Origin of the sequence: Coleofasciculus sp. LEGE 07092 (genome assembly GCF_015207375.1) — a bacterium.
In the GTDB taxonomy this organism is placed as follows: domain Bacteria; phylum Cyanobacteriota; class Cyanobacteriia; order Cyanobacteriales; family Coleofasciculaceae; genus LEGE-07092.
Window position 1 is genome coordinate 1 of the sequence record NZ_JADEWY010000075.1, and the last position, 25,627, is coordinate 25,627.

The 25,627-nt window shown below is 44.8% G+C and carries 20 protein-coding genes and 1 pseudogene; 9 read left to right on the plus strand and 12 right to left on the minus strand.

The genetic code is table 11. The features are described from left to right. Positions 1-27: 27 nt before the first annotated feature. From IQ257_RS17870 to IQ257_RS17880, 3 genes and pseudogenes are all read left to right on the plus strand, one after another. Positions 28-615 (plus strand): annotated as a pseudogene (locus tag IQ257_RS17870) (M16 family metallopeptidase); the annotation flags it as partial. 313 nt (positions 616-928) lie between these two features. Continuing rightward, positions 929-6,397, plus strand: coding sequence for an ATP-binding sensor histidine kinase (locus IQ257_RS17875; RefSeq protein ID WP_193874966.1), 5,469 nt, complete (start codon positions 929-931; stop codon positions 6,395-6,397). Positions 6,398-6,623: 226 nt separating this feature from the next. Then, on the plus strand, positions 6,624-8,117 hold the full coding sequence (locus tag IQ257_RS17880; protein WP_193874964.1) for an adenylate/guanylate cyclase domain-containing protein: 1,494 nt from the start codon (positions 6,624-6,626) through the stop codon (positions 8,115-8,117). A gap of 49 nt (positions 8,118-8,166) precedes the next feature. On the opposite strand, the gene IQ257_RS17885 is transcribed toward IQ257_RS17880, so the two are convergent. Further along, the gene (locus tag IQ257_RS17885; RefSeq protein ID WP_193874962.1) at positions 8,167-10,596 is read right to left on the minus strand and encodes a substrate-binding domain-containing protein; all 2,430 of its coding nucleotides are present in this window, start codon (positions 10,594-10,596) and stop codon (positions 8,167-8,169) included. Between the two features lie 290 nt (positions 10,597-10,886). Between IQ257_RS17885 and IQ257_RS17890 the strand changes: the two genes are divergently transcribed. Continuing rightward, positions 10,887-11,096 carry a Nif11-like leader peptide family natural product precursor gene (locus tag IQ257_RS17890; RefSeq protein WP_193874960.1) on the plus strand — a complete coding sequence of 70 codons (210 nt, stop codon included), beginning with the start codon at positions 10,887-10,889 and terminating at the stop codon, positions 11,094-11,096. A gap of 1 nt (position 11,097) precedes the next feature. Here IQ257_RS17890 and IQ257_RS17895 read toward each other — a convergent pair whose 3' ends face one another. From IQ257_RS17895 to IQ257_RS17940, 11 genes are all read right to left on the minus strand, one after another. Next, the gene (locus tag IQ257_RS17895) at positions 11,098-11,325 is read right to left on the minus strand and encodes a hypothetical protein (RefSeq protein ID WP_193874958.1); all 228 of its coding nucleotides are present in this window, start codon (positions 11,323-11,325) and stop codon (positions 11,098-11,100) included. 19 nt (positions 11,326-11,344) lie between these two features. Then, positions 11,345-12,694, minus strand: coding sequence for a Pvc16 family protein (locus IQ257_RS17900; protein ID WP_193874956.1), 1,350 nt, complete (start codon positions 12,692-12,694; stop codon positions 11,345-11,347). A gap of 45 nt (positions 12,695-12,739) precedes the next feature. Then, complete coding sequence (locus IQ257_RS17905; RefSeq protein ID WP_193874954.1) at positions 12,740-13,756, minus strand: fused MFS/spermidine synthase; 1,017 nt, start codon at positions 13,754-13,756, stop codon at positions 12,740-12,742. 46 nt (positions 13,757-13,802) lie between these two features. After that, positions 13,803-13,931 carry a DUF6760 family protein gene (locus IQ257_RS30830; protein WP_265584496.1) on the minus strand — a complete coding sequence of 43 codons (129 nt, stop codon included), beginning with the start codon at positions 13,929-13,931 and terminating at the stop codon, positions 13,803-13,805. A gap of 8 nt (positions 13,932-13,939) precedes the next feature. Continuing rightward, the gene (locus IQ257_RS17910) at positions 13,940-14,257 is read right to left on the minus strand and encodes a hypothetical protein (protein WP_193874952.1); all 318 of its coding nucleotides are present in this window, start codon (positions 14,255-14,257) and stop codon (positions 13,940-13,942) included. 75 nt (positions 14,258-14,332) lie between these two features. Then, positions 14,333-14,695 (minus strand): hypothetical protein, encoded by a 363-nt coding sequence (locus IQ257_RS17915; RefSeq protein ID WP_193874950.1) that lies wholly within the window; start codon positions 14,693-14,695, stop codon positions 14,333-14,335. Next, on the minus strand, positions 14,692-15,189 hold the full coding sequence (locus IQ257_RS17920; RefSeq protein WP_193874948.1) for a phage tail protein: 498 nt from the start codon (positions 15,187-15,189) through the stop codon (positions 14,692-14,694). Before IQ257_RS17920 ends, IQ257_RS17915 begins: the two co-directional genes overlap by 4 nt. A gap of 132 nt (positions 15,190-15,321) precedes the next feature. Continuing rightward, entirely contained in the window at positions 15,322-15,810 is a 489-nt protein-coding gene (locus IQ257_RS17925) for a phage tail protein (RefSeq protein ID WP_193874946.1), read from the minus strand. Positions 15,811-15,864: 54 nt separating this feature from the next. Further along, on the minus strand, positions 15,865-16,353 hold the full coding sequence (locus IQ257_RS17930; protein ID WP_193874944.1) for a phage tail protein: 489 nt from the start codon (positions 16,351-16,353) through the stop codon (positions 15,865-15,867). A gap of 301 nt (positions 16,354-16,654) precedes the next feature. After that, the gene (locus tag IQ257_RS17935; protein ID WP_193874942.1) at positions 16,655-18,370 is read right to left on the minus strand and encodes a phage tail sheath family protein; all 1,716 of its coding nucleotides are present in this window, start codon (positions 18,368-18,370) and stop codon (positions 16,655-16,657) included. 72 nt (positions 18,371-18,442) lie between these two features. Continuing rightward, a complete protein-coding gene (locus tag IQ257_RS17940; RefSeq protein WP_228060801.1) occupies positions 18,443-18,877 on the minus strand; it encodes a Pvc16 family protein in 435 nt (144 codons plus the stop codon). 516 nt (positions 18,878-19,393) lie between these two features. Between IQ257_RS17940 and IQ257_RS17945 the strand changes: the two genes are divergently transcribed. From IQ257_RS17945 to IQ257_RS17965, 5 genes are all read left to right on the plus strand, one after another. After that, positions 19,394-20,008 carry a hypothetical protein gene (locus IQ257_RS17945; RefSeq protein WP_193874940.1) on the plus strand — a complete coding sequence of 205 codons (615 nt, stop codon included), beginning with the start codon at positions 19,394-19,396 and terminating at the stop codon, positions 20,006-20,008. Positions 20,009-20,181: 173 nt separating this feature from the next. Next, complete coding sequence (locus tag IQ257_RS17950) at positions 20,182-22,041, plus strand: VgrG-related protein (protein ID WP_193874938.1); 1,860 nt, start codon at positions 20,182-20,184, stop codon at positions 22,039-22,041. Positions 22,042-22,073: 32 nt separating this feature from the next. Then, positions 22,074-22,730, plus strand: a complete 657-nt coding sequence (locus IQ257_RS17955) for a PAAR domain-containing protein (RefSeq protein ID WP_193874936.1) — start codon at positions 22,074-22,076, stop codon at positions 22,728-22,730. A gap of 87 nt (positions 22,731-22,817) precedes the next feature. Then, entirely contained in the window at positions 22,818-23,234 is a 417-nt protein-coding gene (locus IQ257_RS17960; protein WP_193874934.1) for a GPW/gp25 family protein, read from the plus strand. Between the two features lie 138 nt (positions 23,235-23,372). Next, the gene (locus tag IQ257_RS17965) at positions 23,373-25,595 is read left to right on the plus strand and encodes a putative baseplate assembly protein (RefSeq protein ID WP_193874932.1); all 2,223 of its coding nucleotides are present in this window, start codon (positions 23,373-23,375) and stop codon (positions 25,593-25,595) included. Positions 25,596-25,627: the final 32 nt, after the last annotated feature.

Sequence of the window (25,627 nt, forward strand, 5' to 3'; positions counted from 1 at the left end):
AGCTGTGTATAAGAGACAGCCCCTGTACTCCCTTCACTTACCCCCCACCCTTGTCAGGTTGTCACACCCCAGGAAACGCAGCAATCGATCGTGATGTTGGGTTACTTAGCGTCAGCCGTAAAGAGTGAGGACTACGCGACTTTAAAGCTGCTCAATACTTACCTAGGGAATGGTCTTTCCAGCCGCTTGTTCGTTGAACTGCGGGAGAAACGGGGCTTGGCATACGACGTTTCGGCATTTTATCCCACCCGTCAGTCAGCATCTACCTTCGCTGTCTATATGGGTACGGCACCGGAAAATACGGCGATTGCGATCGCAGGTTTGCGGGGAGAAGTAGAACGCCTTGGCACGACAACCCTAACTACCCAGGAACTGCAAACGGCTAAAAATAAACTACTCGGTCAGTACGCACTCGGCAAACAGACGAATGCCCAGCTTTCCCAGATTTATGGCTGGTATGAGACTCTCGGATTAGGGATTGAGTTTGACAACCAGTTTCAGCAAGATGTGGCAGCAGTAACTCCTGATATGGCACAAGCTGTTGCTAACCGCTATTTCAGTGAACCTTATGTGTCACTAGTAGGTCCTGCTGAGGTTGTAGGTGTTACAGGTTAGAGGTAGGAATCAGGCATCAAAGGTAAAACCTAAACGATTCTGGCTTTTGAACTTTAAATAGAAGTTATATAAAACTACAGTCTGTGCAGGTGCGCTTCATTTGTATAGGCGCGACTGTAGTCGTTCGGCATGGTTACTGGCATTGGGATAAACCTAATTTAACTAACCGTCGCCATTGTATTACAGGTATTACTTGGTATTACTCATACAACTATAAGATTATCCTCAATTATAATAATTAATCGGCATTATAATTCAATAAAACTTTCTAGTTCAATACGGAAGTCAAGCCCTTCTTTCGTCAAATTTTACTATGATTACCCTTTCCGGATACCAGATTCTGACCCAAATCTACGAAAGTGCCAATTCTGTTGTCCATAGAGCCATCCGAAAACAGGATAACAAAGCAGTAATTCTCAAGGTACTTAAAGAAGACTATCCCACACCCAAGGAACTTACCCGATACAAGCAAGAATATCAAATTACCCGTAACCTGAATTTAGATGGCGTGGTGAAAGCGTATGGATTAGAACCTTATCAGAGAAGTTTAGTCATTATTTTGGAGGATTTTGGCGCATTATCTTTAAAGCAATTAATGAATCACCTTGTGGCAACAAAGCATACCTTGCCCCTACCAGAATTTCTCCCCATCGCCATCAAGACGGCTGAGATTTTGGGCACTATTCACACTGCCAATATTATTCACAAAGATATTAACCTATCCAATATTGTTTATAACCCAGAAACCGGACAAGTCAAAATCATCGACTTTGGCATTTCCACCCAATTAAGCCGCGAAAATCCTACCCTAAAAAATCCCAATGTTTTAGAAGGGACATTAGCCTATATATCGCCAGAGCAAACAGGGCGGATGAATCGTTCCTTGGATTATCGCACAGACTTTTACTCCCTTGGTGTCACCTTCTACGAACTACTCACCGGCAAGTTACCCTTTGAGACTGATGATGCATTGGAGTTGGTGCATTGTCATATTGCTAAAGTACCGATATCACCCCATGAGGTTAATTCAGAGATTCCCCAAGTGGTTTCTGATATTGTGATGAAACTGATGGCGAAAACGGCAGAGGATCGATACCAAAGTGCTTTTGGGATTAAAGCAGATTTGGAATTATGTCTAACTCAGTTAGAGTCTGATGGAAAAATATTAGAGTTTCGCATTGCTGCAAGGGATATTTCTGATAAATTCCAAATCCCTCAAAAACTCTATGGTAGAGAGAAAGAAGTTGAAACCCTACTGACAGCATTTGAACGAGTCGCCACAGATGTGGTAACGGATCTAACGGATAATTTATCTGTAGGTTCCAAAAATAAGCTATCTGCTACAAAATCTGCTGCCAAAGTCGAGATGATGCTCGTTGCAGGGTATTCCGGCATTGGCAAATCAGCACTGGTGCAAGAAGTTCATAAACCCATCACCGAAAAACGCGGCTATTTTATTTCCGGTAAATTTGACCAATTCCAGCGCAATATTCCTTATTCTGCCGTAGTATCTGCATTTAAAGAATTGATGCGGCAACTCTTAACAGAAAGTGAAGCACAACTCAATCAATGGAGAGAAAAACTCTTAACGGCATTGGGTGCCAACATTCAGGTAATTATTGATGTGATTTCGGAAGTAGAACTGATTGTCGGCAAACAGCCTACCGTACCAGAGTTGGGAGCCCAAGAGTCACAAAATCGCTTCAACCTCGTTTTTAAAAAATTCATCCGGGCATTTTGTACAAAAGAGCATCCCTTGGTCATTTTTCTGGATGATTTGCAGTGGGCAGATTCCGCCAGTCTTAGGTTAATAGAACTGATGATGACTGATACTGATACCCAGTATTTATTTTTAATTGGGGCGTATCGGGATAACGAAGTCAGCGTATCTCATCCTTTAATGATGACTATTCATGAGTTACAAAAAAAAGAGACAACTATCAATTTTATTACCTTATCTCCCTTAGCCTTAGAACCGATTAGCCAGTTGATTGCTGATACATTTCATAGTGACATTGAATCAGTAAAACCCTTTGCAGAACTAGTGATAAGGAAAACTGAGGGTAATCCTTTCTTTATTAATGAATTTTTAAAAACTTTGTACGCAGAAAATTTACTTACGTTTATCCCCCCAACCTCCCTTAGTAAGGGGGGCTTAAAAGACAAATTACTCTATTCCCCTCCTTGGCAAGGGGGAGTTAGGGGAGGTGTCTGGCAATGGGATATTACCCAAATTGAAGCTAAAGACATCACGGATAATGTTGTTGAATTGATGATTCGCAAGGTTAAAAAATTGCCAAAACCAACTCAGGATATTTTACAATTGGCAGCTTGTGTGGGTGCTAATTTTGATTTAAAAACCCTTTGTATTATTAGTGAAAAATCATCGGAAGAAATTTCAAAACAATTAATTTCGGTAGTTCCTTCAGGCTTAATTATACCCACTTCTGAATTTGATGAAGAATTTTTAATTCAAGATTATAAATTTCTCCATGACCGGGTACAACAAGCAGCTTATACCTTGATTGATGAAGCACAAAAACAAACAGTTCACTTACAAATAGGTCACTTGTTGTTGCAGAATACCGCACCAGATGCGTTATCAGATGAAATATTTAAAATAATCGATCATTTTAATCTTGGTGTTGAACTTGTCAAGCCAGAAGAAGAACGGCATAAAGTTGCTAAACTGAATTTGATGGCAGGTCAAAAAGCAAAATTGGCAACGGCGTATTCAGCAGCCACTAACTATTTGAAGACTGGACTAAAACTGCTAAGTGCAGACAGTTGGCAGAGTCAGTATGACTTAACTTTAGCACTACATAAAGAAGCCGCAGAATCTGCATATCTCAACGGCGATTTTGCAACAATGGAACAATTGGCAAAAAACGTGCTCAACCATGCCAAAACTGTGCTAGAAAAAGTAAAAATTTATGATGTCAAAATTCAAGCGGCTGGATCACAGGGCAACTTTAAAGAGGCGATTAAGATTGGACTGCAAGCGCTGAAGCTGTTAGGAGTGATATTACCCGAACAGCCAAGCCCATTGGATATTCAAAAAGGATTTGAGCAAACAGCTTTACTCTATGCTGGGCAAGAAATTGAGGAATTAATTAACCTGCCAGACATGACCGAAGCCGAACCGCAGGCAGCTATCTATATCCTATCGAGTATAAGTGCTGCCGCCTATATAGCTGCCCCTGAACTTATGTTGCTGATTGTGTTATCAATGGTTAATTTATCTATTAAATATGGTCATTCCACCTGGTCGGCATTTAGTTATGCTTGTCAGGGATTAATTCTGTGTGGAGTTGTTCAAGACATTGAGTTAGGTTATAAATTTGGCAAATTAAGTTTAACTTTAGTAGAACAGTTAAATCCCAAGAGGGGTAAAGCGAGAGCATTAGAGGTATTGGGTGCTCACGTCATCCATTGGAAAGAACATTTCCGGGAAACACTACCAATTGTAAGTGAGGGCTATCGAAGTGGAGTGGAAACCGGAGAATTTGAATTTGCTGGTTATTGTGCATTTTTTGTCTGCGATCATTCATATTTTATCGGTCACGAACTGACAGAGCTAGAACAAAAGATGGCGACTTATGGTAACGCCATCCGTCAAATTAGACGAGAAAACCCTTTGAATTGGGTTGCAATATTTCGGCAGGCAGTCCTTAACTTACTGAGCCTGTCTGAAAATCCTAGCCATTTAATCGGTGATGCCTATAATGAGGAGCAATGGCTACCCCTCGCTATTCAAGCAAATGACCGATTAGGAATTCACTTACTTTATCTAAATAAACTTATCTTATCTTATCTGTTTGGTGAGGATGAGCAAGCCAGACAAAATGCTGTTCTAGCAGAACAGTATTTAGATGGTGTGACAGCAATGGTAGTTGTACCTCTATTCCATTTCTATGATTCTTTGGCGCATTTAGTTGTGTTTGCTGATGCTTCAAAGTTAGAAAAAGAGGTTTTGCTTAATCGGATTAATACCAACCAAGAAAAGATGCAAAAATGGGCGCATCATGCCCCCATGAACCACTTGCATAAATTTTATTTAGTCGAGGCAGAGAAAGCGCGAGTCTTGGATCAAGTAATTGAAGCGGAAGAATTTTATGAACAAGCTATTACTGGAGCTAGGGAAAACCAATATATCCAAGAAGAAGCATTAGCTTATGAGTTAGCTGCCAAGTTTTATCTAGCTCGTGGCAGACGAAAGATTGCCCAAACCTATATGAAAGAGGCACACTACGGCTATATGCGCTGGGGAGCTACAGCTAAAATCAAGGATTTAGAAGTTAAATACCCCCAGCTCCTGGCTAAATCATCGCCGGTGACTCGCATTACAGATACACGCAAAACAACTACCAGTACCACAACTGACAGTAAGTCAGCATCAGCGTTGGATTTAGCCACCGTTATGAAAGCCTCCCAAGCAATTTCCGGTGAAATTGTGCTGGATAAATTACTAGCGTCCTTGATGAAAATTCTCATCCAAAATGCAGGAGCACAATCAGGTTTCCTGATTTTATCCTCCCAGTCTCAATCAGGAAACAATAATGGAAACTGGGTAATTCAAGCATCAGGTTCAGTAGATGAAGAGCAGATGACTATACTGCAATCGATTGGCATAGACTCTGTAGAGCTATCTACTCAAATGTCCCTTCTCTCCCCTGGGATTGTTCACTATGTCATCCGCACTAAAGAAAACGTAGTCTTAAATGATGCCGTCCATACTGGACAATTTACCCAGGATAGTTACATTAAAACTAAACAACCCAAATCAATTCTGTGCATCCCCCTGCTTGATCGCACAAAACTTAGCGGTATCCTTTATCTAGAAAACAATCTTACCACTGACGCCTTTACTCCAGATAGAGTTGAACTACTCAAACTCCTATCCTCTCAAGTCGCTATTTCGATCGAAAATGCCCAACTCTACACCAACTTACAGCAGTTTAACGAGAACTTAGAGCAATTAGTCGAAGAGCGCACCACAGAACTGTCTCAAGCTCTAGACGACTTGAAAGCCACCCAAACAAAACTAGTAGAATCAGAAAAAATGGCATCATTAGGCGGTTTGGTAGCTGGTGTTGCCCATGAAATCAATACCCCAGTTGGCATTGGCATCACTGCTGCTTCTTTGTTAGCCGACAAAACTACAGTATTTTTCGAGTTGTATAAAAGCGGACAGATGAAACGCTCTCAACTCGAAAAGTTTCTCGATACCGCCATGCAGAGCAGTAGTATAATCTTGAGCAATCTCAATCGTGCTGCTGACTTAATCCAAAGTTTTAAACAGGTAGCGGTGGATCAGTCCAGCGAAAAACAACGCACATTTAAGCTCAAACAGTATCTATCTGAGGTATTAATTTCCCTGCAACCCAAACTGAGAACTACTCCTCATCAGTTAGAAATCAAAGGGGATAAGGCGATCGCACTCAACACTTACCCAGGCGCATTATCTCAAATTATCACCAATCTTGTCATGAACTCCCTCACCCATGCCTACTCCCCCGAAGATGCTGGACATCTGGTTTTTGACTTTAAACAAGAGGGTGAGCAGATTATCTTGATATATTCCGATGATGGTAAAGGCATTCCTCAGGAACACTTAAGCAAAATCTTTGAGCCCTTCTTCACCACAAAACGGGGTCAGGGAGGAAGCGGTTTGGGCTTACACATTGTTTACAACCTCGTTACCCAAAAACTCAATGCTACGATTGAATGTGTAAGTCAAGTGGATGCGGGTACGAAGTTTATTATTAAGTTGCCCAGTTAATTTAGCAAGTCGCCTTTCTCCTTGTGTAGTGCAGGCACTTGCCTGCTAGGGTGCGATATCCTACCTGGGTTGGTAGGATGAAACTGAAAACCCCTCCTGATAGGGGCTTTGTAGGCAGCTCAATAGGGTTGTCTAGTCTTTAATCAAAAGATATTTTGGATAAAGCCTTTAAGGGAGAATTTACCTATCTTACTAATAAAACAACAAAATTAACTCATAAATCACAATGTTAGAAGAGACGCAAAATCAGCCAAATAAGGAAAATGAAGATGAATTAATATTTGCTGATGAAGACGATGAAGAATTGTTTCTTTGCGAAGAAGATAATGAAGAATTGAGTTCTACAAATACCAAAAAAGATAATTTAATTTTTGCGGATAATAGTCCATTACCTCTATCCACAAAAAATACATGGAAAATTATAATGGTGGATGATGAAGCCGAAATTCATAAGGTCACCAAACTGGTACTGAATGACTTTATTTTTGAGAACAAATCCATAACTTTTATCAGCGCTTACTCCGGCGAAGAAGCCAAAGCCTTAATCGAACAACACCCGGATACTGCCCTAATTTTGCTCGATGTGGTCATGGAAACCGATGATGCAGGTCTGGAGGTAGTGAAATATATTCGGGAGGTCTTGAATAATTTAATAGTGCGGATTATTTTACGCACCGGTCAGCCCGGACAAGCCCCGGAAGATGTGGTAATTATTAACTACGATATTAATGACTATAAGACTAAAACTGAACTAACGACTCGCAAACTATTTACCGCCTTAATTACAGCATTGAGAGCATTTCGCGCTCTGACAAAGTTAGAAGAAAGTAGACGAAAATTGGCGCAAATTGTCCAAGCTTCAGCACGATTTGTTCCTCGTCAATTTTTGCACTTTCTGCACAAAGACAGTATCGTTGATGCCAAGCTCGGGGACTCAGTACAAGCAAAAATGTCTATTCTATTTGCCGACATTCGCTCCTTTACCAGCTTGTCAGAAACAATGTCTCCCCAAGAAAATTTTGATTTTATCAATTCCTACTTGCGTCAAGTGGGTCCAGTTGTCCGCCAGCATAATGGCTTTATTGATAAATATATTGGGGATGCGGTTATGGCTCTATTTCCAGAAACTCCCGATGATGCTATCACGGCTGCAATTGATATGCAAAAACAGGTAGCCGTTCATAATGAGTACCACAAAAATAGCAACTATTTACCTATTTCTATTGGTATTGGTATTCATACGGGTAATCTGATGTTAGGTATTATTGGGGAAGAGGAGCGGATGGAAAGTACCGTGATATCCGATGCGGTGAATCTAGCGTGTCGCTTGGAACAGTTAACTAAACTCTATGGAGCAGGTATCATCATTAGTGGGCAAACATTATCTCAACTTGATGACCCCCAAAAGTATACCTGCCGATTTCTTGACCGAGTGACGGTAAGAGGAAAACAGACTCCTGTGGCTGTATTTGAAATTTACGACAGCGATCCTCAGTTTCTTCAAGAACTCAAAGCCCAAACCAAAATCGACTTTGAACAGGGCGTTTGGCTCTATTACCAGGAGAAATTTCAGACAGCACAACAACACTTCGAGCGGGTTTTGCAAGTGAATGACGGCGATTTAGCCACTCGTCTTTATCTGGAACGCTGCGAACTATCTCAACAAACTGGATTAGCGCTGAAGTGGGAAGAAATTGACATTTTCCGGCAGAAAACATGAGACTCTAGCAGACCCTTGCTGGAGGTGTACTATCAAACATCTCCTATTCCTACGGTAGCGGTTGCAAAGGCACTAACCCACTTTTATACAACAAGCGCTGCGCTTCAAGGGTTTTGAGGATTTCAGCAAACTTTTCCCCAATAATAGGACGACTGTTATCTCTGGGATAAATCACTGCCAGAGGATATGCCAACGGATAAGTTTGGGTCACGAATGCCTTAACGTTAGGACCGTAACTGCCTTTAGCATTGCACAAGTCTGTACTCGGAGTTACAGGTAAGTTATTATTGAGAATCAGCGGTGTAATCGGCGGCTTATCTCCTTCGACTAAAGCCAGAGGATACACCGAACACTGACCCAAAATTTTACTGAGAGAATCAAAGCCAATCGCACCGATATCTCTGTCCTCAAAATCCCGAATCACTTCTCTAAGAGTGTCGAAGGTTTGAAGGCGGGTAATGGTTGGACGACTGGTGAAAACGCGGTTGCTGGGTCGGTTGCTTTGTTTAATTAAGTCTCTAAATGTCTCGATGCTGGCAGTATCTTTGAGAACCCGTTGCTCAAAGATTTCAATGGCTTCTTGGCTAGGGGGAATGTAAAGTTTAATGGGTAGGTTAGGACCTCCCAATTCCTGCCAATTGGAAATGCGATCGCTATAGAGTTGTCGCAGTGCCTCAAAGGTAATTTTCCCTTTCAAGGCTTGAGGTAGACTATTCTCTCGTCTAGCGTAGCTAAACGGCACAAAGACAACCAAACCGTCATGAGCAAAGTTTTCATGAGCGAGGTTGAAGCTCAAGCGCTCCGTAAGACTAGCGATCGCAAATTCTGCCTCTTCCGAACGAATGTCTGCAATTGCCTCTGTCCACGAAGGTTGCGGTTTATAAATTAACTCTAACTTCGGTTGACGTTCGAGGATTTCAGCTTCCAGCGTCGTTCCCTTGGCAATCAAATTTTCCCGTTGCAGCACGTAATCCCAAGGACCGTATCGTTCCGCTGTGTAGGTAAAGTTTCCAGGGGGAATACCTGATACCTGCTCAATACAGCAAGGTAAGGAATCAGCAACCACGGCACCTCTGGGTTCGTTCCTGGCAAAAAGCCACCAAAGTAGTATCCCCAGTAACACCAATCCCAAAACACCCAAAAGCCACCAGGGGAACTGAAAACGACGTTTCTTCGTTTCGTCTTCCTCCGGAACTCCTTCTAGGGGCAGCCATTGGATTTCGGGTTCTGGCGGCAGTTTCAATAAGGCGCGACGGGCAATTTCAGCGCTCTCAAAGGAGGTCATACCCAGACCCATCAGCGATAGGATATAGTCTTTAAACGCTGGGTGGATGGGAGTCCAATGTTCCTTGACTCTGGGATTAAACCACTGACCGTTCGTTGAGTTGTAAGTACCCCCTGCTAAAAGGTAAAAAGCCGTATAGCCTAAATCTTGTAAATCTTTAGCAGGGGAGGAAAGGGGGCGTTGCACGAGCGGGGGGTCAAATCGACCTTCCCACAGGATCAGGTCGCACAGGTAGATGAAAAATCCCTGGAAACTGGGGACAAGTAGCAGGCTATCGAGGCTGAGATTGCCGTCGGTTAGTCCCTCTTGGACTAAACCCGAACGCAGTCGGTATTTTTGATCGTGCAGAAATTCCAGGCTTTGCAGGACTTGGTTGAGGACGGTTCGCACTTGGGCGCTAGTCATGGCTCCCGTTTCTGCGATATAACTGGCGAGGGTAGGATAGGCGTCTATATTACCTTTCGTGACCAAGTAGCAGCGTTCTTGCCGGGCATCTGCGATCGCATCCCACACCGGAATCAGACGAACGTCCTGAACTCGACCATCGGCTAAGGTGACACCTGCCAGATTGAGAAAGGCTTCTTTGCGCTGACGGGCTTCCTGTAAGTTAAAGATCCGTTCGGGTAACAAGTATTCTTTAATAAAAACAGGTTGGCGGTCTGGCAGTCGTATCCCTTGGTACAGGCGACCCCTACCCCGATGTTTTAAGAAGGCTTCCACTTGATAGGTGCCTCGATTGCCCCGAATCTTCGCTGCCGGTGGCAGTAGGGCAGGAAAACCGCATTTGATACAATATTTGGCGGTAGGTTCTTCTAGTAGAGTCTGTTGAGTCCATTCACAGGCAAAGGGGTTGTCCTGCACACATCGGTACTCTGGGTAGAGAGATTTAACTCGTTGGGGGAGGGCTATACCTGCGGCGACTCCGCCCTCAACTTCAGCTAAATCTTGTAACGCTGGTTTGCTAGGTGGGCTAAAAACTCTTTCCTTAAGTTGCTCAACACTAGGGGGACGTAGGTCAAGTTCTTCTTGCAGAAAGGGGACTAGCCAGAGGAGGCGAGCGGGTACGAACCGCACCACTCCAGTCCGCAAGCGACCTTGGAAGGCTTTTATCCCATGAAAAAAGCGACTGCCTTCTACACTGGTAACTTGTTTAGTTAATCGTCCTAGGAACCCTCGTCTATCTTTTTTTGCCATGACCCAAGCTTCTCCCAAGCTGTTTAAATAGAGCAATAGCCGTTTTCAACTGAGCTGTTCAAGATTAGGGGAAAGGGAAAAGAAACAATAAAACCAATCCTTCTCTTTTGTGGAAAAGGACTATCTCATCCCATTGAAGAATGTTATAATTGCTATCCTGTTATTGTGTTAGTTTAGTTGATATTCGAGGGACTCCGCAGGAAATTTAACAATACTTGCGGGAATTCTCTCCAGAAAAAGCGATGAGTTTGCTAGGGTAGAATTATTTCATCCTGTAGGAGTTAACTTAGATGGCAAAGGATCACGTTGCTAAACTTTTCAGAGATGCCAAAACTAATCCTTCTTTAAAAGAGGAACTGAGATCTGCCCCTAACGTAGAAACGTTTGTCGAGATGGCTCGAGAGCGTGGCTATGACTTCACCCTTGAAGAATGGAAAGAAATGACTGGCTTTTCCGTTCAAGAACTAGAAGGAAAACTGTCGGAAATTCCTGGTATTTGAGTCAATGCCCGATTTCTTTAATCAAGTTTTCTAAGTAAGTCTGGGCTTTTTCTGGCGACATAAGCAGAACTTGCCCTTGACGCAAAATCTCGTACTTACCGCCATGATATCCATGACCTATAATTAGTCCTAAACTAATGGCTTGATTGCCGAGTTGGGTCAACTTGTTGATGCTAAAGGATTCGATTTCTTGATTGAGGCGCTGCCTTAGTCGTTCTTCTTCATCCATAATTCTGACTCCTAGTTTGTTATTTGATAGATACCCTGGGACCTACATACTGATTGAACGTTGGGCTGTCAGGTTCGGTATCAACGATGAGCTGAGTTTCTGCACCATCGACCTGCAAGCGCACCAAATACCGTCCTGGCTGCACACCTTTAATAGGTACAGTAACCCAAATACCATCGGTTCGGCGTGGTGCTGCCTCAAACAGATAAGCGCTTGGATTGTCTGCCGACAGTTCATTCAATGCTAAAAGCACGCGCTGCTTCTTGCTAATCGGCAGGTTCAAGCGCACCCGCACGTCGGCAAGTCGGAAATCTTCGTCCTCACTCACCTGCCGTTTTGAGACACTGACTTTAGTAATAGTTGGACGTATTACAAAAGGGGCGACATTCGATTGAATGTTAGCAACGATAGTTTGCTCTGCGCTGGAGGGTTGTCTTTGATTGCCGTTAGAACTTGCCCCATTGACTCTAGCTCCGTTATTGGCGCTAGATACCAAAGATTTGGGGATGGGGTGAACCACCTGTAAGCTTTGCATCCCAGCTCGTAGCGCTTCCTTGGGTAACGAGGAAAGGGGTAAGACAATTTGAGTATCACTGACTTCGGTGGGTGTGAGTTGTGTCTCGTCGATCCACACCTGGATGATATCGTTTTTTAAATGCCTGCCTTGAATCAAGAGGATGCTATCTGCCAAAATCGGCTCTAAGTGACCAGCCTGGGAGATGATCCGATCAATTTTCGGCTGGTTGTGAAAAGGAACCAAACCATCCAAAGAACGAGCGCGTATAGGCAAGGCTTTCTTGGCTGGCTGTTCTCCTTCAATCATGACTACCCTAGCCCGATATGCCACGGAAAGAAGGTAGGGGGTTTGGAAGAAGACAGACCAGGCTTTGGATAAATCTTCTAAGGATAGATCGAGGGGCCAAAGGGTTAGCTCTTCCATCTGATCGCCCAGGTCAGACTCTATCAAATAGGTGTAGTTGGAATCAGCAAGGGTGTCCCGAACTGCCTCTTTTTTCAAGCTGCGCCAGTCGTTGAGGGTACCCATCGCGCTACCCATCAGCCGTTGCGGTTCTAACTCAAGCTCATTGCCGTAGAAACTGAGCATATAATGCAAATCTAGAGCAGTTCGCGATTTCTTTGCTGAGTGTGCCATGCGACTGCGAGCTTGCACTTCAGCCTGCTGACGCCATAGGTGATTGATATTGACTTGGTAAAGATAGATATTAATACCCGTTTGGGGTGTGGCAGTTCCCACTTCGTTGGGTCGAACGGTTGTCACCCGCGAGCCTTCAACATCAGCCTGTATGGATGACTGTAAGATTCGTTGCAGTGTTGCCGTTACGGTAGCAATGGCTAAATGGTTGCTCATACTAGCAAATTATGAATTATAAATTATGAATTATGAATTATGAAGTTAAAGTCCATGACAGTCTGGAAATAGCTTACCCGATCCGCAGGGGCAGGGGCGATCGCTAACACCTTGGGTAAAAATTGGGTTGAATGAGGGCAGGTTGTCAAAATAACCGACTGGAGGAGAAGTATCGGTTAAAATTTGAGCCTGATCAAAATGGGGTATACAGTCCGCCAAGTCATCACCTAGTTTGACCTGAAGCGCTTTTTCTAATAGAGGAAAAGCGAATTGATGAGAGTCTTGCAGAGCTTGGGTTCGGGCAATGAGTTCGGATTTGTCGAGCGGACTGCCATTGGTGGCAATGACTACCGCATTACCGACGTCTAATGAACATAAATAAATACAGTCAAATACACTTTGGAGGGTTTTCAGTTTGTGGGCATAAAATGGCTCTCTTTGAAACAAATCGACAGCAACTACACCGTTGTCTGATAGGTGGGTTTGGCAGAGTTCATAAAATTCTCGCGTTGCTAGGCGATAGGGTGTATAGCCATTGCCTAAAATAACATCGGTTAAAATTATATCGTAACGAACGTTTTGTTCTTGTCTGGCAAGATATTCCCGTCCATCTTGGATTATTAGCTTCAGACGCTCATCGAATTGCACACCAAAAAACTGAGTGGCAATTTCAATTAAGGTTGGATCGATGTCCGTACATTCAATAAAAGCTTCGGAAAAATAATGGTGCAACACCAATGGAATTCTGCCACCACCAAACCCAGCTAAGTAAATTCGCTCAGGTTCATTCTGCCAGACTAAGCTTAATAGCATGGCTTGGCTATAAGGAGAAATTAAATTGAGGGGGTTGTTGAGATCGAGTTGAGACTGTACCAAATCTGAAGTTAAACCCTCTCGGTCAATCAATGCCATCCGCAGGAGGGATTGCTTTTTTTCTACTGTAACGAAGTGGATACCAGAGGGTTGAAATAGTAGACTTCCTTCGGGTTTATTTTTTAACCATTGGAGTCGCTTATCAATGGCTGCCTTATTCCTTGCTAGCCATAGGTTTTTATAAGTCATTAGTCAGAGTGCATTAGTTGACGCGGATGACTGACGTGCATGGGTGTCAACGTGTCAGTTTACCAATTTCTTCCACCCAGCGCTGCCGTTCTGCGTGTTCTAGGTTCAGGATATCGTCTAACGACCAGTGGAAATAAAAGGCAATTAAGGCTACCTCTTGGTACAGTTGCTCCAAGGGGTAGCCTAGAATTCCCCCTGGGGAGAAAGCCTCCCATTTTGTTGATTAATGTGATTTAAAAAACCTTGCAAGTAAACCAAGTCAATCAAGAAAAGTTGCTCCAGCAGTTGCGGGGTAACTGAGGATAGAGTGCCGAGGTGAGTAATAACTTGTGATAAATTGACTAAAATTCTATAATAAGGGTCTGCTCTAACGCGCGGATCTTTCTGAACTAGGATTTCATCGTTTCCCGTAGCCAGTCGCATCATGCCTTGGCGATGAATATCTCCACTCCTATCGACTAAGCCTTTCGGGAGAATAAATTCAAACTCCGTGTAATCCATCAAAAAATTATGAATTATGAATTATGAAATCTCGATAACAATAAAGCCTTGACATTATTACTGTCTTTTTATCTTTCATTCAGGGTAATCAGAGGGTACAGGTAGAGTTTGAGATTGCTGCACAGTGGCTTGTATCCCATTATTATTGGGTTCAAGCTCGTTAATCTGGCGATAAAATTTCTGAAGATAATTGAGGTCGCAGGCAAAGAGATTTTCTATTACGGTGGGTGTGACTTCATCTAAAGCACCCAAACGAGTAATCACCCGCGAGAGGATAATCACGGTAGCATAAGCAGGATTAGATTTCACGCGGGGGTCACGCATTGGCACAATCTCATCAATTGCCCGTGCCAACCGCATCACGCCTTTGCGGTGTATATTTCCATCCCCGTCAAGATAGCCTTTGGGAAGGGCAAACTCAAATTCCGTTTGAATCATGAGCCAGCTTTAATTCGTATTAATTCCTCAATTGCCACTTCAACTTCCTCAATTTCATATCCTTCCCCTTCAATACTGAGATCAGAAATTGTATAGCTAACGGGCCAAGCGCCTTTGAATTCAAATCGAAACTTTTCTTTGGCTGAGGTGTCATAAAGAATTAAAGCCCCATTTCGCCGTTGTTCAGCCCAATTCGCTCCTTCCTGGACAGAATTGAGCCAGTTCCACAGGGTCATTGAAACATTCAGACCTCGTTTCAAAGTTAGATTAGTGTAGGTAATATTGCCGGGAACTTTAGTGCGAACAACTCGACCGTGGGGAGCGCTACCATTTTTACCCCACTTCTGGGGTGTTACCTCACACACTTCAATCGTATCCTGGGTCGCTTTAAAGCCACTACACTCTTTAAAAAGAGCATCTACCGAATCGTTACTCCCATCAAGACTCAGTTCTAGAAAATAGCGAGTTGGTGTGAGAAGTTCTGCTTCTGCCATAACTCACCTCCTTGGCAACTCAGGTAATTGTGACTGGAAAAAACACTGCCTGGTGACTTCAATCGCCGAGAATCTCACCTAGGCAGTTTCCTTGGAAAACTCGCTGGCACTTGTTATTCAAAAATTACCTAACTAAATTTTCCGTAACAGCTTGGTGAATCCACACTCCACTATATCCATAGCCATCTCACCTGGCTTATCTACTCCCAATTGATCGGTCTGAGTCAAATTGGTAGGAAAAAGATCTTGGATCTCATACTCGGCTCCAACGTTTCCATTCCCATCGTAAACAAAGAGCGTTGCTGTATAACGTTTTTCTCTCGACTTGCTTGCTCCTCCAGAAAACGAGGTAGCATGGCACTCTTTGTACCAATCTGTTATTTTCTGTTGAGACCCTTCGTTACCGGCGGGACAGTGGAAGGTAATGGCAGAACCATACTCGACACCCCCTGGAGTCGCGTGGGTTTGAGTCCTGCCATCCTTCATACAGCCAATAGCTGCGCTAGCCGCCGCCGCTTTCATTTCAATTTTCAGACCTGAACACTTCTGGATGACCAAATCTGGGATTTGATCAATGTCCAAGTAAAACATGGAATCCTGGTTATATTCAATGTCCGCCATGGGTCAACTCCTAGTTTATTTTTTAGAGGTTACTGGTATCAATGCGTAAACTTGCTACATAACGCGGGTCATGTTTTCACAAGTGATTGTCCAAGTTTCTTCGAGGGGCTTATTACTTTCTACCGATAATTCGGCAAGGCTGTAACTAGAGGGCCAAGCTTCTTTGATATCCCATTGGGCTACCAGTTCATCATCATGGTCGTAGCAAAAGATACTGCCTGTTTTTTTGCTGTCTTTCCATTTTCCATTTCCTCCATCTGAAGGAGGAAGGCAGTCTTGGAACCATTTCCACATCACCACACTGGCACTAGTGGCACTTGGACTAGAAATGGATACTGCCTCGAATGTTGAGATTTCTTCAAAGCCAGCCGAGTTAATCTGCCTGTACGACTTCCCATCCTTACCAGAGCCTAGAGGAGCTGATTCTCCCGACACTTTGGGTTTGTTGGGTACAATCTTAACGCTTTTAAACACGAGTTCGCCTAGACCATCGATATCTAAAGCAAAACTACTAGGGGCAAGTGGTTTTAATAAGTCAGCCATATTTTTAACTCCTTGTTGTCTATAATCAACCTTTTGTTTTTGGTCAGTTGCTTGTAGAACTTAACGAATTGACACAACAATTAACAGATGATCTACCTTCCTAGGCTTAGAGAACACTGTTATAGCATAAATTCCCACCTAAAACATTTAAAAAATGTCAAGAAGCAATCCGGTTAGGTATTAGGCAAACTATAAGTTGAATGAAGCCCTATCACAGTCTTCTCTAACACCTAGATCCTGACCATGATTTATCCCAGCTTGGTCAGGGCGAGATTACCCCGCCCCAACAAATGAGTTTAACCTATTGGTTTGGTGCCCACTGACTAATGCGGAAGATTACAAATTCAGCCGGACGGACTGGGCAGACGCCGACTTCTACATAGAGGCGACCGAGCATAATCGTCTCATGGGTGTTGAGTTCGGCATCGCACTTGACGTAAAACGATTCGGACGGCGACCCCCCGAACAAGGCACCTTCACGCCACAGCCGTTCCAGGAAATTGCTAACCGTGCGGCGCACCCGCGCCCATAAAACATAATCGTTTGGCTCAAACACCACCCACTGGGTGCCAATTTCAATCGATTTCTCGATGTAACTCAGTAAACGGCGGACACTGATATAGCGCCACTGCACGTTATCCGGTTCCACCAAGGTACGAGCGCCCCAAACCTTATAGCCTCGGTTGTAATTAGCGAAGTTACGAATACAGTTGATACCCTTCGGGTTCAACAGTTCTTGCTCCCGCATATTGGTGTCATACGCCAGACCGATTACGCCACGCGGAGTTTCATTAGCTGGTGCTTTAAACACACCCCGTGTCTCATCTGTGCGACACCAAATTCCCATCATGTGACCGCAGGGCGGCACATAAATCGGGCGTCCACCATTGCGGGGATTTGCTACTTTAATCCAAGGATAGTAAAGCGCTCCGAACATAGAACGGCGATTGAATTGTTTCAACCAGGCATCCACATCCTGGGGCTTTTGTTGTTCTGGGGAAACAGGGTTATCGCCTTTGCTCGGCTTGACAGGGGGTGAGTCGAGGACTGCCATGCGGTAAGCAGGTCCTGGGAAGGAATTTTCGCACATACTCAGCATCATTTCCATGACACCATGAACCTGCTCTAAGCTCATTAAACCTTCCTGATAAACCTTCATCAGGTCAGGACAAGCAATCATGGCGACTTCATCAATTTCAAAAATCCCCTGAGTCCCCGTGCGGTCATCCCGTTGTCCTTGCAAGTCCCGTGCAAAGTGCTCTGGATCAGAAATGTAGGGCGGCGGAGCAATTTCATACATCCCTGGCATCGGTCGCCGTGAAAGAGGCTGTCCGCTTTGAGAGAGGTCAGCTATCTGGATAAATTCAGAGCTATCAAGTGCCGTAACTACATACTCAGCCACCTGGGTATCCACTTCCGGATTCATCGTCAGGTGGTCGTATCGGTCGAGAACCTCTTCACCTCGAACCACAACCACGTTAAAGAATTCGCCGCTGTTGTAAGGGGGTTCGGCATCTTCGGGAGCATCTTCTGGCAGAGGTTTCGGCGTACTTTCCTCAATCACCACCCGCAGGCGCGGCTCGTCGGCACTTGGCAGTGTTAAAGCGCCACCTTCTTCTGACTGTGCTGGCTTGAGGGTAAATTGCAAGGATGGACGGTTGCCCGACGTTAAAATCTTGGTGCCAGTTTGCTCTACCGGCGGCGGCTCTGAACCGGGTAATTTAGTTCCAATACTAGTCACCCAACAGCGACCACCGCCATTCAAAAACCAGCCTTGAACAGAAAAGGGTAAGTAGGCATTGAAGTCAGTGAACCCATCCGAACCCTCTTTGCCAAAATACTCTAAGTATTGACCCCAATTGGTAATCAGCATGGGTTTAAATACTTCGGCGTCACCGCGTACATCTTCGGTGAAACCAATAAACCCAGCAACACTCATACTGATACCATCAATTGGGCGACTGCCACGGTCTACTTCTTCAACGTAGACACCCGGTGCAAAATAATCCAGTGGCATAGCTTAGTCTTCCTCCATTTAGTATTTAAATAGGAAACAGTAAGGCAATCTATAAGGCAATCTATAAGCCTCCTACTCCGTTGAGGTCAGTGAAATTTTCTGAGACATAAGCGGTTCTCTGTGTCGGCTGAAAGGAACAGTTACTGTCACGTACAAAGCTGGACGGAAGGGAACCTCTAGTGCATTCCACAATGCTACTGCGTCTATCAGCCTACTCGTAGAAACCTCGATCGGCAACATCCCATAACCGCGCAGTGCAGGAGCGAGTAGTCCTTCTGGTAGCAAGGGGTGACACAGGAGCAGTGTCAATGCCTCTGAAAACGGATATTGCTCACCTAAAGCAGTATAATCCCAACAGGTTACTACAAACGATACGTCAAACCAAAGGGGGGAATTATTACGATTAGTAAGCGTCTCTGTCTTTTGGGAAGTTTGTTGCATCTGCTTGTTTTCCCCAATGTCATAGCAGTATAGATTTAGGCTGGATGAGTAAAAATACTGGGTCAGCCAAGGGGAGCTTTAGCCAAAGCAGTTAAGTGCAACCCCATCATATCTTGCCCACTTAGATAGATTAGACAGGCTTATTCCCGCTATTTATTAGACTTTAGTCGAAACTCTTTCTAGAAATCTACCGTTCGTTTATTAAACTTTGAAAAATCTTAATTAAAGTTAAAGAATAAAGGGGATTTGCTTGTTTGACTCCTGATTGATTGTGCTAATTTTACCGATTGTAACGAATTAGCCATCTAGTCAATAGTTTTCGCTGCGTCGAGAGTGATCGGTATGCTAGAATCAGTGGTCATCATTCCTCTTGTTCGTAAGTTCTGCTTGCGATTAAATGGAGTTACAAAAAGTAAAATTGTTTTGTGGATAATAACCCAAGCAAACTTAACATTATTTAACAAAAACTCAAAAAAAATACAGGTATTTTATCAAGTCTACCTTTTTAACTTATGGGTAGCGAGTAATCGAATAAAGCTTCATTTGAATAAAAGCATAAAACGCAATTAGAGGGTTCTCATCATGTCACAACTGGTCAAAGCTCAACTGATTTCTACAGATGGTGGGGGAACCATCGAGTTTATGTTCAACCCCAACCAGTTGGCATTCACCCAGCAAATTAATTTGACCAAAGATAGAGGAGCACGAACTGGTAGAGGACTTCCCAAAGTCAACTTCGCCTATCCAGAACCCGTTACCCTTAGCATTAATGACATTATCTTTGATACTTACGAAAAAGGTACAAATGTCATCAAGCATATCCAGCAATTTGAAAAAGCCGTTAATTTTGCTGAGTCAGGGGAAGGCAAAGAAAAGCGTCCACCCACTTACGTGTTTACCTGGGGGTCTCAGAAGTATATTCGTTGCTTTATCACTAACCTTAGTTACAACCTGATTTTATTTTTGCCCGATGGTATGCCAGTACGAGCTAAAGTCAACCTGACCTTAGAAGAAATCGATGAATCTATCTCTCAACCTGCTATGGGGACTCCTCAGTCTAACGCTACACAACGTCAACAAGATAGTTTGCAAAATCGCAAGGCAGTTCTAAAACCCACTTCTGTTTCTGGTGCGCCGACTCCCGCATCGACACCAGGAGCAACCTCTGCTACAACGGACAATACAACCAGCTCCTAGTTCAGTATCTCAAGCGGTACAACAGATACCTGGACAACCCCAAGATGGAGGTGCTTCAACATAGAGTATTGTTCAGCGATCGCACCTAAAAATTGGCAGCCATTAGCTGTAATCAACAAGATGTAATGATGACTTAATCTCCCCTACCCACCTATTGCACTTTAGAGGTCGATATGCCCCCAGTCACCTATGTAGCCGAGCCAATTTTAGACATTGATGGTCAGTTAGCGTCCAAAGCCTTACTGGACGACATTCTGGAAATTGCTGTAGACGAAAGCCTCCATCTCCCAGGAATGTTTACATTAGTCATCAAAAATGATTACTCGCCAGGGCGTACAGAAGACCTGATGTGGCGGCACGCCGGCTTATTCGAGATTGGTACATCGATTAAAATTGGTTTCAGTTCTAGCACAACAGAAGCCCAGGAATTTGAGGAGGAGGATCGGGGTTACGTCATTCAAGGGGAAATTACAGCAATGGAATGTAACTTCACCAGCGACTCCCAGGCACCAATGATTATTCGTGGTTATGATATCTCCCATCGTCTCTGGCGAGGACACTACAATCGATCCTTCCAGAACATGACAGATACTGATATTGTTAATAAAATTGCTGGGGAAGTCGGAATACCCACAGGTAAGATTGATCAGACAGGCGGACCTTATGGATATGGGGATATCAATGGGTCTAATGGTTACGTTTTTCAAGAAAATCAGACAAATTTAGAATTTTTGAGAGAACGGGCAGCTCGAAATGGCTTTGAGCTATTTGTTCAGGATGGCAAGCTAAACTTCCGCAAACCCAACGTTGATGAGTCTTTGGAACTGAAGTGGTTGAAAGAAGTACACAGTTTCCAGGTGAGAGTCAGCAGTGCCGAACAGATGAGTGATGTTGAGATACGGGGGTGGGACTATAGCCAGAAGCAACCCATTGTAGAGACAGCAAGTAACGGACAGGTATTTACAACTACAGATTATGGTAAAGGCTCTCAGACCAGTACTAGCTTTAAAGGAAAACCGCCTACGCCGAAGCTGATAGTGGTAGACCAGCCCGTTTTCAATGCCCCAGAAGCCAAAACCATGGCTCAAGCTGCCTGCAATGAGTTAGTAGGAGAATTTGTCCAGGCTGATGCTACAGCACAGGGAAATCCTAAGGTTCGACCTGGGCGAGTCGTGAAACTCAAAGATCTGGGTAAGTACAGTGGTGAATACTATGTCACCGAAACTCGTCATCTATTCAATGAACGAGTTTACACCACAGAATTTACCGTGCGGGGCTTGCGGGGCGATAATTTACCACCCATCCTGTCCCACAAAGCTCCCTTCCAGCCTGGACAAACTCTGTTAGTCGGCATTGTCACGGATAACAATGACCCCAATGGATGGGGACGAGTCAGAGTCAAATTTCCGACCCTTACGGAGGAACACGCTAGCTACTGGGCACGAGTAGTGGCAACAGGTGCAGGTTCAAGTCGAGGCTTGGACTGTTTGCCAGAAATTAATGATGAAGTGTTAGTCGCCTTTGAACATGGGGATATTCATCATCCTTATGTGATTGGTGGGGTTTGGAATGGTAAGGATAAACCCCCCGAACCCGTGACTAATACCGTCATGGATGGCAAGGTGAGACTCCGGACGTTGAAAACTCGCACGGGTCATACATTACAGTTTGTAGAAGAGGATAAAGGAGGGAGTAAAAAAGGAGTTTATCTGGATACGGTATATGATCATCATTTATATCTGAATGATACTGAGCAATTTATTGAAGCGAAAACTAAAAATGGTCATTACCTACGCTTAGACGATAAAAACAAAAAGGCAGAAGTCAAAAGTCAAGGAGGTCTTTATGTCCTCTTAGATGATGGTGGAAAAAAGATTGAAATTAAAAGTGGTGTAGCAACAATTACGATGAAACAAACAACGGGAGAAATTAATATCAGAGCTGGAACCAAACTCACTATAGACGCTGGGCAAATCGACATCACAGCCCCAGGCATTGTTAACGTTAAAGGTTCATTAATCAAGCTGAATTAGATCAACCATTAAGATCAAAAAGGAGCAAAGTCATGGGACAACCCGCAGCTAGAGTTGCTGACCCTGTAGCCCATCTCCCGCCTACATTAACACCGGGACCGGGTAGCCTCAATGTATTAATTGGCGGGAAACCAGCTTGGAGAGGCGTACCTGCCGCTTCTGCCGCTGTTCTCCAGTCTGCCAAAAAAGCCTCTGACGCCATCATTCAAACAGCAGTGGCAGCTTCCACCGCCGCCGCTGGTACGCCAGGAGCTCCTGTTGCTAAGGCAGCCGAGGAAGCAACCAAAGCGACGATGGCTGGAGTAATGGGTAGTCTCATTTCAAGTATGGCAAGTGCTGGAGCGGCGGCGGGCGCAGCGGCTGGAGGCATTGGGGCTACGGTGGATATCCATATCTGCACAACACCACTGCCTATCCCTCCCCATGGACCGGGTGTAGTCATTGACGGTAGCACCTCGGTGTTAATTAATGGACTGCCTGCTTGTTTCATGGGCAACACGGTTTTAGAAGCCTTAGGTCCACCGAATAAAATTAGTATGGGCTGTCCTACTGTTTTAATTGGCAGTGGACCAGCAGTTAGTGTATCTGTAGATACCAGCGCCATGACAGCTCAGATGGAAGCTCAAGCTAGTCAAGCTGCCTCAGAAGCCAAGAAAAAAGCCGAAGAGGAACAGAAAAAGAAAGAGTAAAGCTAATGGACTTGACTTTTGGCGAATAGTTCTAATTTTTGAAACTTTTGTAAGGTAACGGCTATACTGCCGACCAAATCTCTAGAGATGGCAGACATTACCAATAACCAGCATCGACCTCACCTAGGGATGGGACTGACATTCCCGTTACGGGTGAACTTACAGGGTAGCCCCCAACTGAGTTCCGACATCCGGAACATCGAAGAGTCGATTGGCATTATTCTTGGCACCAAACTGGGCGAACGGGTGTACCGACCCAATTTTGGATCGCGCCTGTTTGAACTTTCCTTTGCGCCGATGAACACCCAAACCCTATTGCTGATTCGGTTATATGTCGAGGAAGCCTTAAAAATGTGGGAACCTCGTATTACTCTAGATGGGGTGTATACAGAGCCAGACCCAGTTCGCGCTAGAGTAGATATCATCATTGAATATCACCCTAAAGACGCTCACGATTCCCGCAGTTTGGTTCATCCGTTCTATCTACAGCCGTCTGGGGAATAGTTAGTCATTGGTCATTCGTCATTAGTCAAACATTTGTTACATCTGTTATCAAATCCGCTGCCACATTAGCCATTAGCTTTTCACTAAAGAATAAATGACAAAGGACAAAGGACAAAGGATAAATGACAACTAATCCCTATGGAATTTGATTTCTTACCCAAGCTACCCAAATCTAATCTGGACGATCGCACGTTTCAAGAGTTAGTGGAAGAATGTATTTTGCGCATTCCCCGCTACTGTCCAGAGTGGACGAACTACAACCCCAGCGATCCAGGCATTACCCTAATTGAACTCTTTGCTTGGCTAACCGATCAAATGTTGCTGCGGTTCAATCAGGTGCCGCGCCGCAACTACGTTACCTTTCTAGAATTGCTGGGAATTCGCCTACAAGCCCCCACACCCGCTCAAACTCAACAGACGTTCTACCTCAGCGCGACTCTCCCAGAAGCTTACACCATTCCTGCGGGTACGGAAGTGGCGACAATCCGCACCGAAAGCGAAGATGCTATTATTTTCAGCACCGATCGCCCCTTGGTTATTGCTCAACCCAGTATCCGACATTTCCTAACGGCTGAAACGGCAGACGAACAACCTCAAGTTCTGCGCGATCGCTTTGTTGGCACTTGGACGCAGCAACCCACTGGCGAGTGGGAAGGCTTAGAAATCCCCTGCTTTAACGAGCAACCCGAACCCGGTAACTGCTTTTATGTGGTATTTGACCTTGAGCAACCCGTTGAAGGCAACGTCATTGCCATCTCATTGAAAGGAGAAGCCGCAACCTCTACCGGTATCAATCCCGAAATTCCACCTCGTCGCTGGGAAGCTTGGAATGGTCTGTCTTGGGAACCCATTCTCCTGCAAGAAACAGACGACGGCACCAAGGGATTCAGTTTTAGCGAACTCGTCCGTCAAGGCGGCGATCCCTTGCAAGGCGCAGATATAGTCTTACATTTACCCCTGCGCTGGCCCGTGACTCAATTCCTCACCTATCAGGGACGTTGGCTGCGCTGTACCTACATTCATACCCAACTCAACCAACCCGGTTACATTCGTTCACCCCGATTCGTCGGTCTGGATGCCCGTTCCATTGGCGGTACTGTAGAAGTCACCCAATGCACCACGATTCGGAATGAAATTCTGGGACAGAGTGACGGTACACCGGGTCAAACCTTTGAGTTACAAGGGACAGGAATTTTACCTCGGCGGGAAGACGAACACCTTTTGATTACCCCCCCTGGAGGACTTCCACAAATCTGGCAAGAAGTCAATGATTTTGCTGATTCTGGTCCCGAAGACCTGCATTACACCATCGATGCCATTACCGGCACCGTTCAGTTTGGTCCCCTGCTCAGAGAACCTACTCAACTGAGTGAGCAAACGCGATGGCGCAGCTACTCCCAAGGACTCTCCACAGAGATGGTCAGTCTGTCTAATGGTAGGAGCGGTATGTTAGAGCGACTCGATGCAGCCGCTGTGCAATCAAAGGAGCGCCAATATGGAGCCGTACCACCCAGAGGAGCCACCCTGCAAATGGTTTCTTACCGGATCGGCGGCGGACGACAAGGCAACGTCCAGAGCGGAACCCTTCGGATTTTAAAATCAGCCGTTCCCTATGTGGCAAATGTCATCAACCACATCCCCGCCCGTAACGGAGCCGATGCTGAATCTCTAGAAGAAGCGGCTATTCGAGTACCACAACTACTGCGTACTCGCGATCGCGCTGTTACCCCCGAAGACTTTGAATACCTAACCCTACAAGCCGCCGGAGGAGGTATAGCCCGCGTCCTATGCTTGCCTCCGATCAGAAAGGAACAAGCTGGTCGAGTGCGGCTACTTTTAGTTCCCCAAACGAATACCGACGGAATTGAACAGGGTGAAGGTATCGATCCCGATGGGCTAGCTCTCACTCCTCAACTCACCGACCGAGTTCTAACCTACCTAGACGAACGACGGTTACTGGGAGTCGAAGTGCTTTGCAACCAACCTGAATACGTTGGCGTAGCTGTTCAGACCGAGGTCGCTTTAGACCCAGCGTACAACAACCCCCGTGCGCAACAGGACATTCTTGTTAAACTGCAAAGTGCCCTCTACCGTTTCCTCAATCCCCTCACCGGCGGTCCAGATAGAAATGGCTGGCCCTTCGGACGACCTGTTTATTCGTCAGATATAGTCACCCTATTACAAAGCGTTGTTGGTGTACGGTATTTGGGGACAGTGCAGTTATTTGAACTGCGGTATCAGGGACAAACTTGGACGCGGAACCTGCCCCGAGAACCTGTCATTGACCCCGGTCCTTTAGGACTCATCTGTTCGTGGCATAACAGTCGATTACGTTCTGGTCATGTCATCAACTTGCTGTGAAAACCGGGTTCTAATTTTGAATTTTAAACCTT

Coding starts and splice junctions, on each gene's coding strand:
- IQ257_RS17920 (WP_193874948.1), bottom strand. CDS start 15,189: ATGGCAGAAGCAGAACTTCTCACACCAACTCGCTATTTTCTAGAACTG.
- IQ257_RS17880 (WP_193874964.1), top strand. CDS start 6,624: ATGTTAGAAGAGACGCAAAATCAGCCAAATAAGGAAAATGAAGATGAA.
- IQ257_RS17950 (WP_193874938.1), top strand. CDS start 20,182: ATGCCCCCAGTCACCTATGTAGCCGAGCCAATTTTAGACATTGATGGT.
- IQ257_RS17965 (WP_193874932.1), top strand. CDS start 23,373: ATGGAATTTGATTTCTTACCCAAGCTACCCAAATCTAATCTGGACGAT.
- IQ257_RS17960 (WP_193874934.1), top strand. CDS start 22,818: ATGGCAGACATTACCAATAACCAGCATCGACCTCACCTAGGGATGGGA.
- IQ257_RS17895 (WP_193874958.1), bottom strand. CDS start 11,325: ATGGATGAAGAAGAACGACTAAGGCAGCGCCTCAATCAAGAAATCGAA.
- IQ257_RS17900 (WP_193874956.1), bottom strand. CDS start 12,694: ATGAGCAACCATTTAGCCATTGCTACCGTAACGGCAACACTGCAACGA.
- IQ257_RS17890 (WP_193874960.1), top strand. CDS start 10,887: ATGGCAAAGGATCACGTTGCTAAACTTTTCAGAGATGCCAAAACTAAT.
- IQ257_RS17945 (WP_193874940.1), top strand. CDS start 19,394: ATGTCACAACTGGTCAAAGCTCAACTGATTTCTACAGATGGTGGGGGA.
- IQ257_RS17875 (WP_193874966.1), top strand. CDS start 929: ATGATTACCCTTTCCGGATACCAGATTCTGACCCAAATCTACGAAAGT.
- IQ257_RS17935 (WP_193874942.1), bottom strand. CDS start 18,370: ATGCCACTGGATTATTTTGCACCGGGTGTCTACGTTGAAGAAGTAGAC.
- IQ257_RS17915 (WP_193874950.1), bottom strand. CDS start 14,695: ATGATTCAAACGGAATTTGAGTTTGCCCTTCCCAAAGGCTATCTTGAC.
- IQ257_RS17905 (WP_193874954.1), bottom strand. CDS start 13,756: ATGACTTATAAAAACCTATGGCTAGCAAGGAATAAGGCAGCCATTGAT.
- IQ257_RS17910 (WP_193874952.1), bottom strand. CDS start 14,257: ATGGATTACACGGAGTTTGAATTTATTCTCCCGAAAGGCTTAGTCGAT.
- IQ257_RS17885 (WP_193874962.1), bottom strand. CDS start 10,596: ATGGCAAAAAAAGATAGACGAGGGTTCCTAGGACGATTAACTAAACAA.
- IQ257_RS17955 (WP_193874936.1), top strand. CDS start 22,074: ATGGGACAACCCGCAGCTAGAGTTGCTGACCCTGTAGCCCATCTCCCG.
- IQ257_RS17925 (WP_193874946.1), bottom strand. CDS start 15,810: ATGGCGGACATTGAATATAACCAGGATTCCATGTTTTACTTGGACATT.
- IQ257_RS17930 (WP_193874944.1), bottom strand. CDS start 16,353: ATGGCTGACTTATTAAAACCACTTGCCCCTAGTAGTTTTGCTTTAGAT.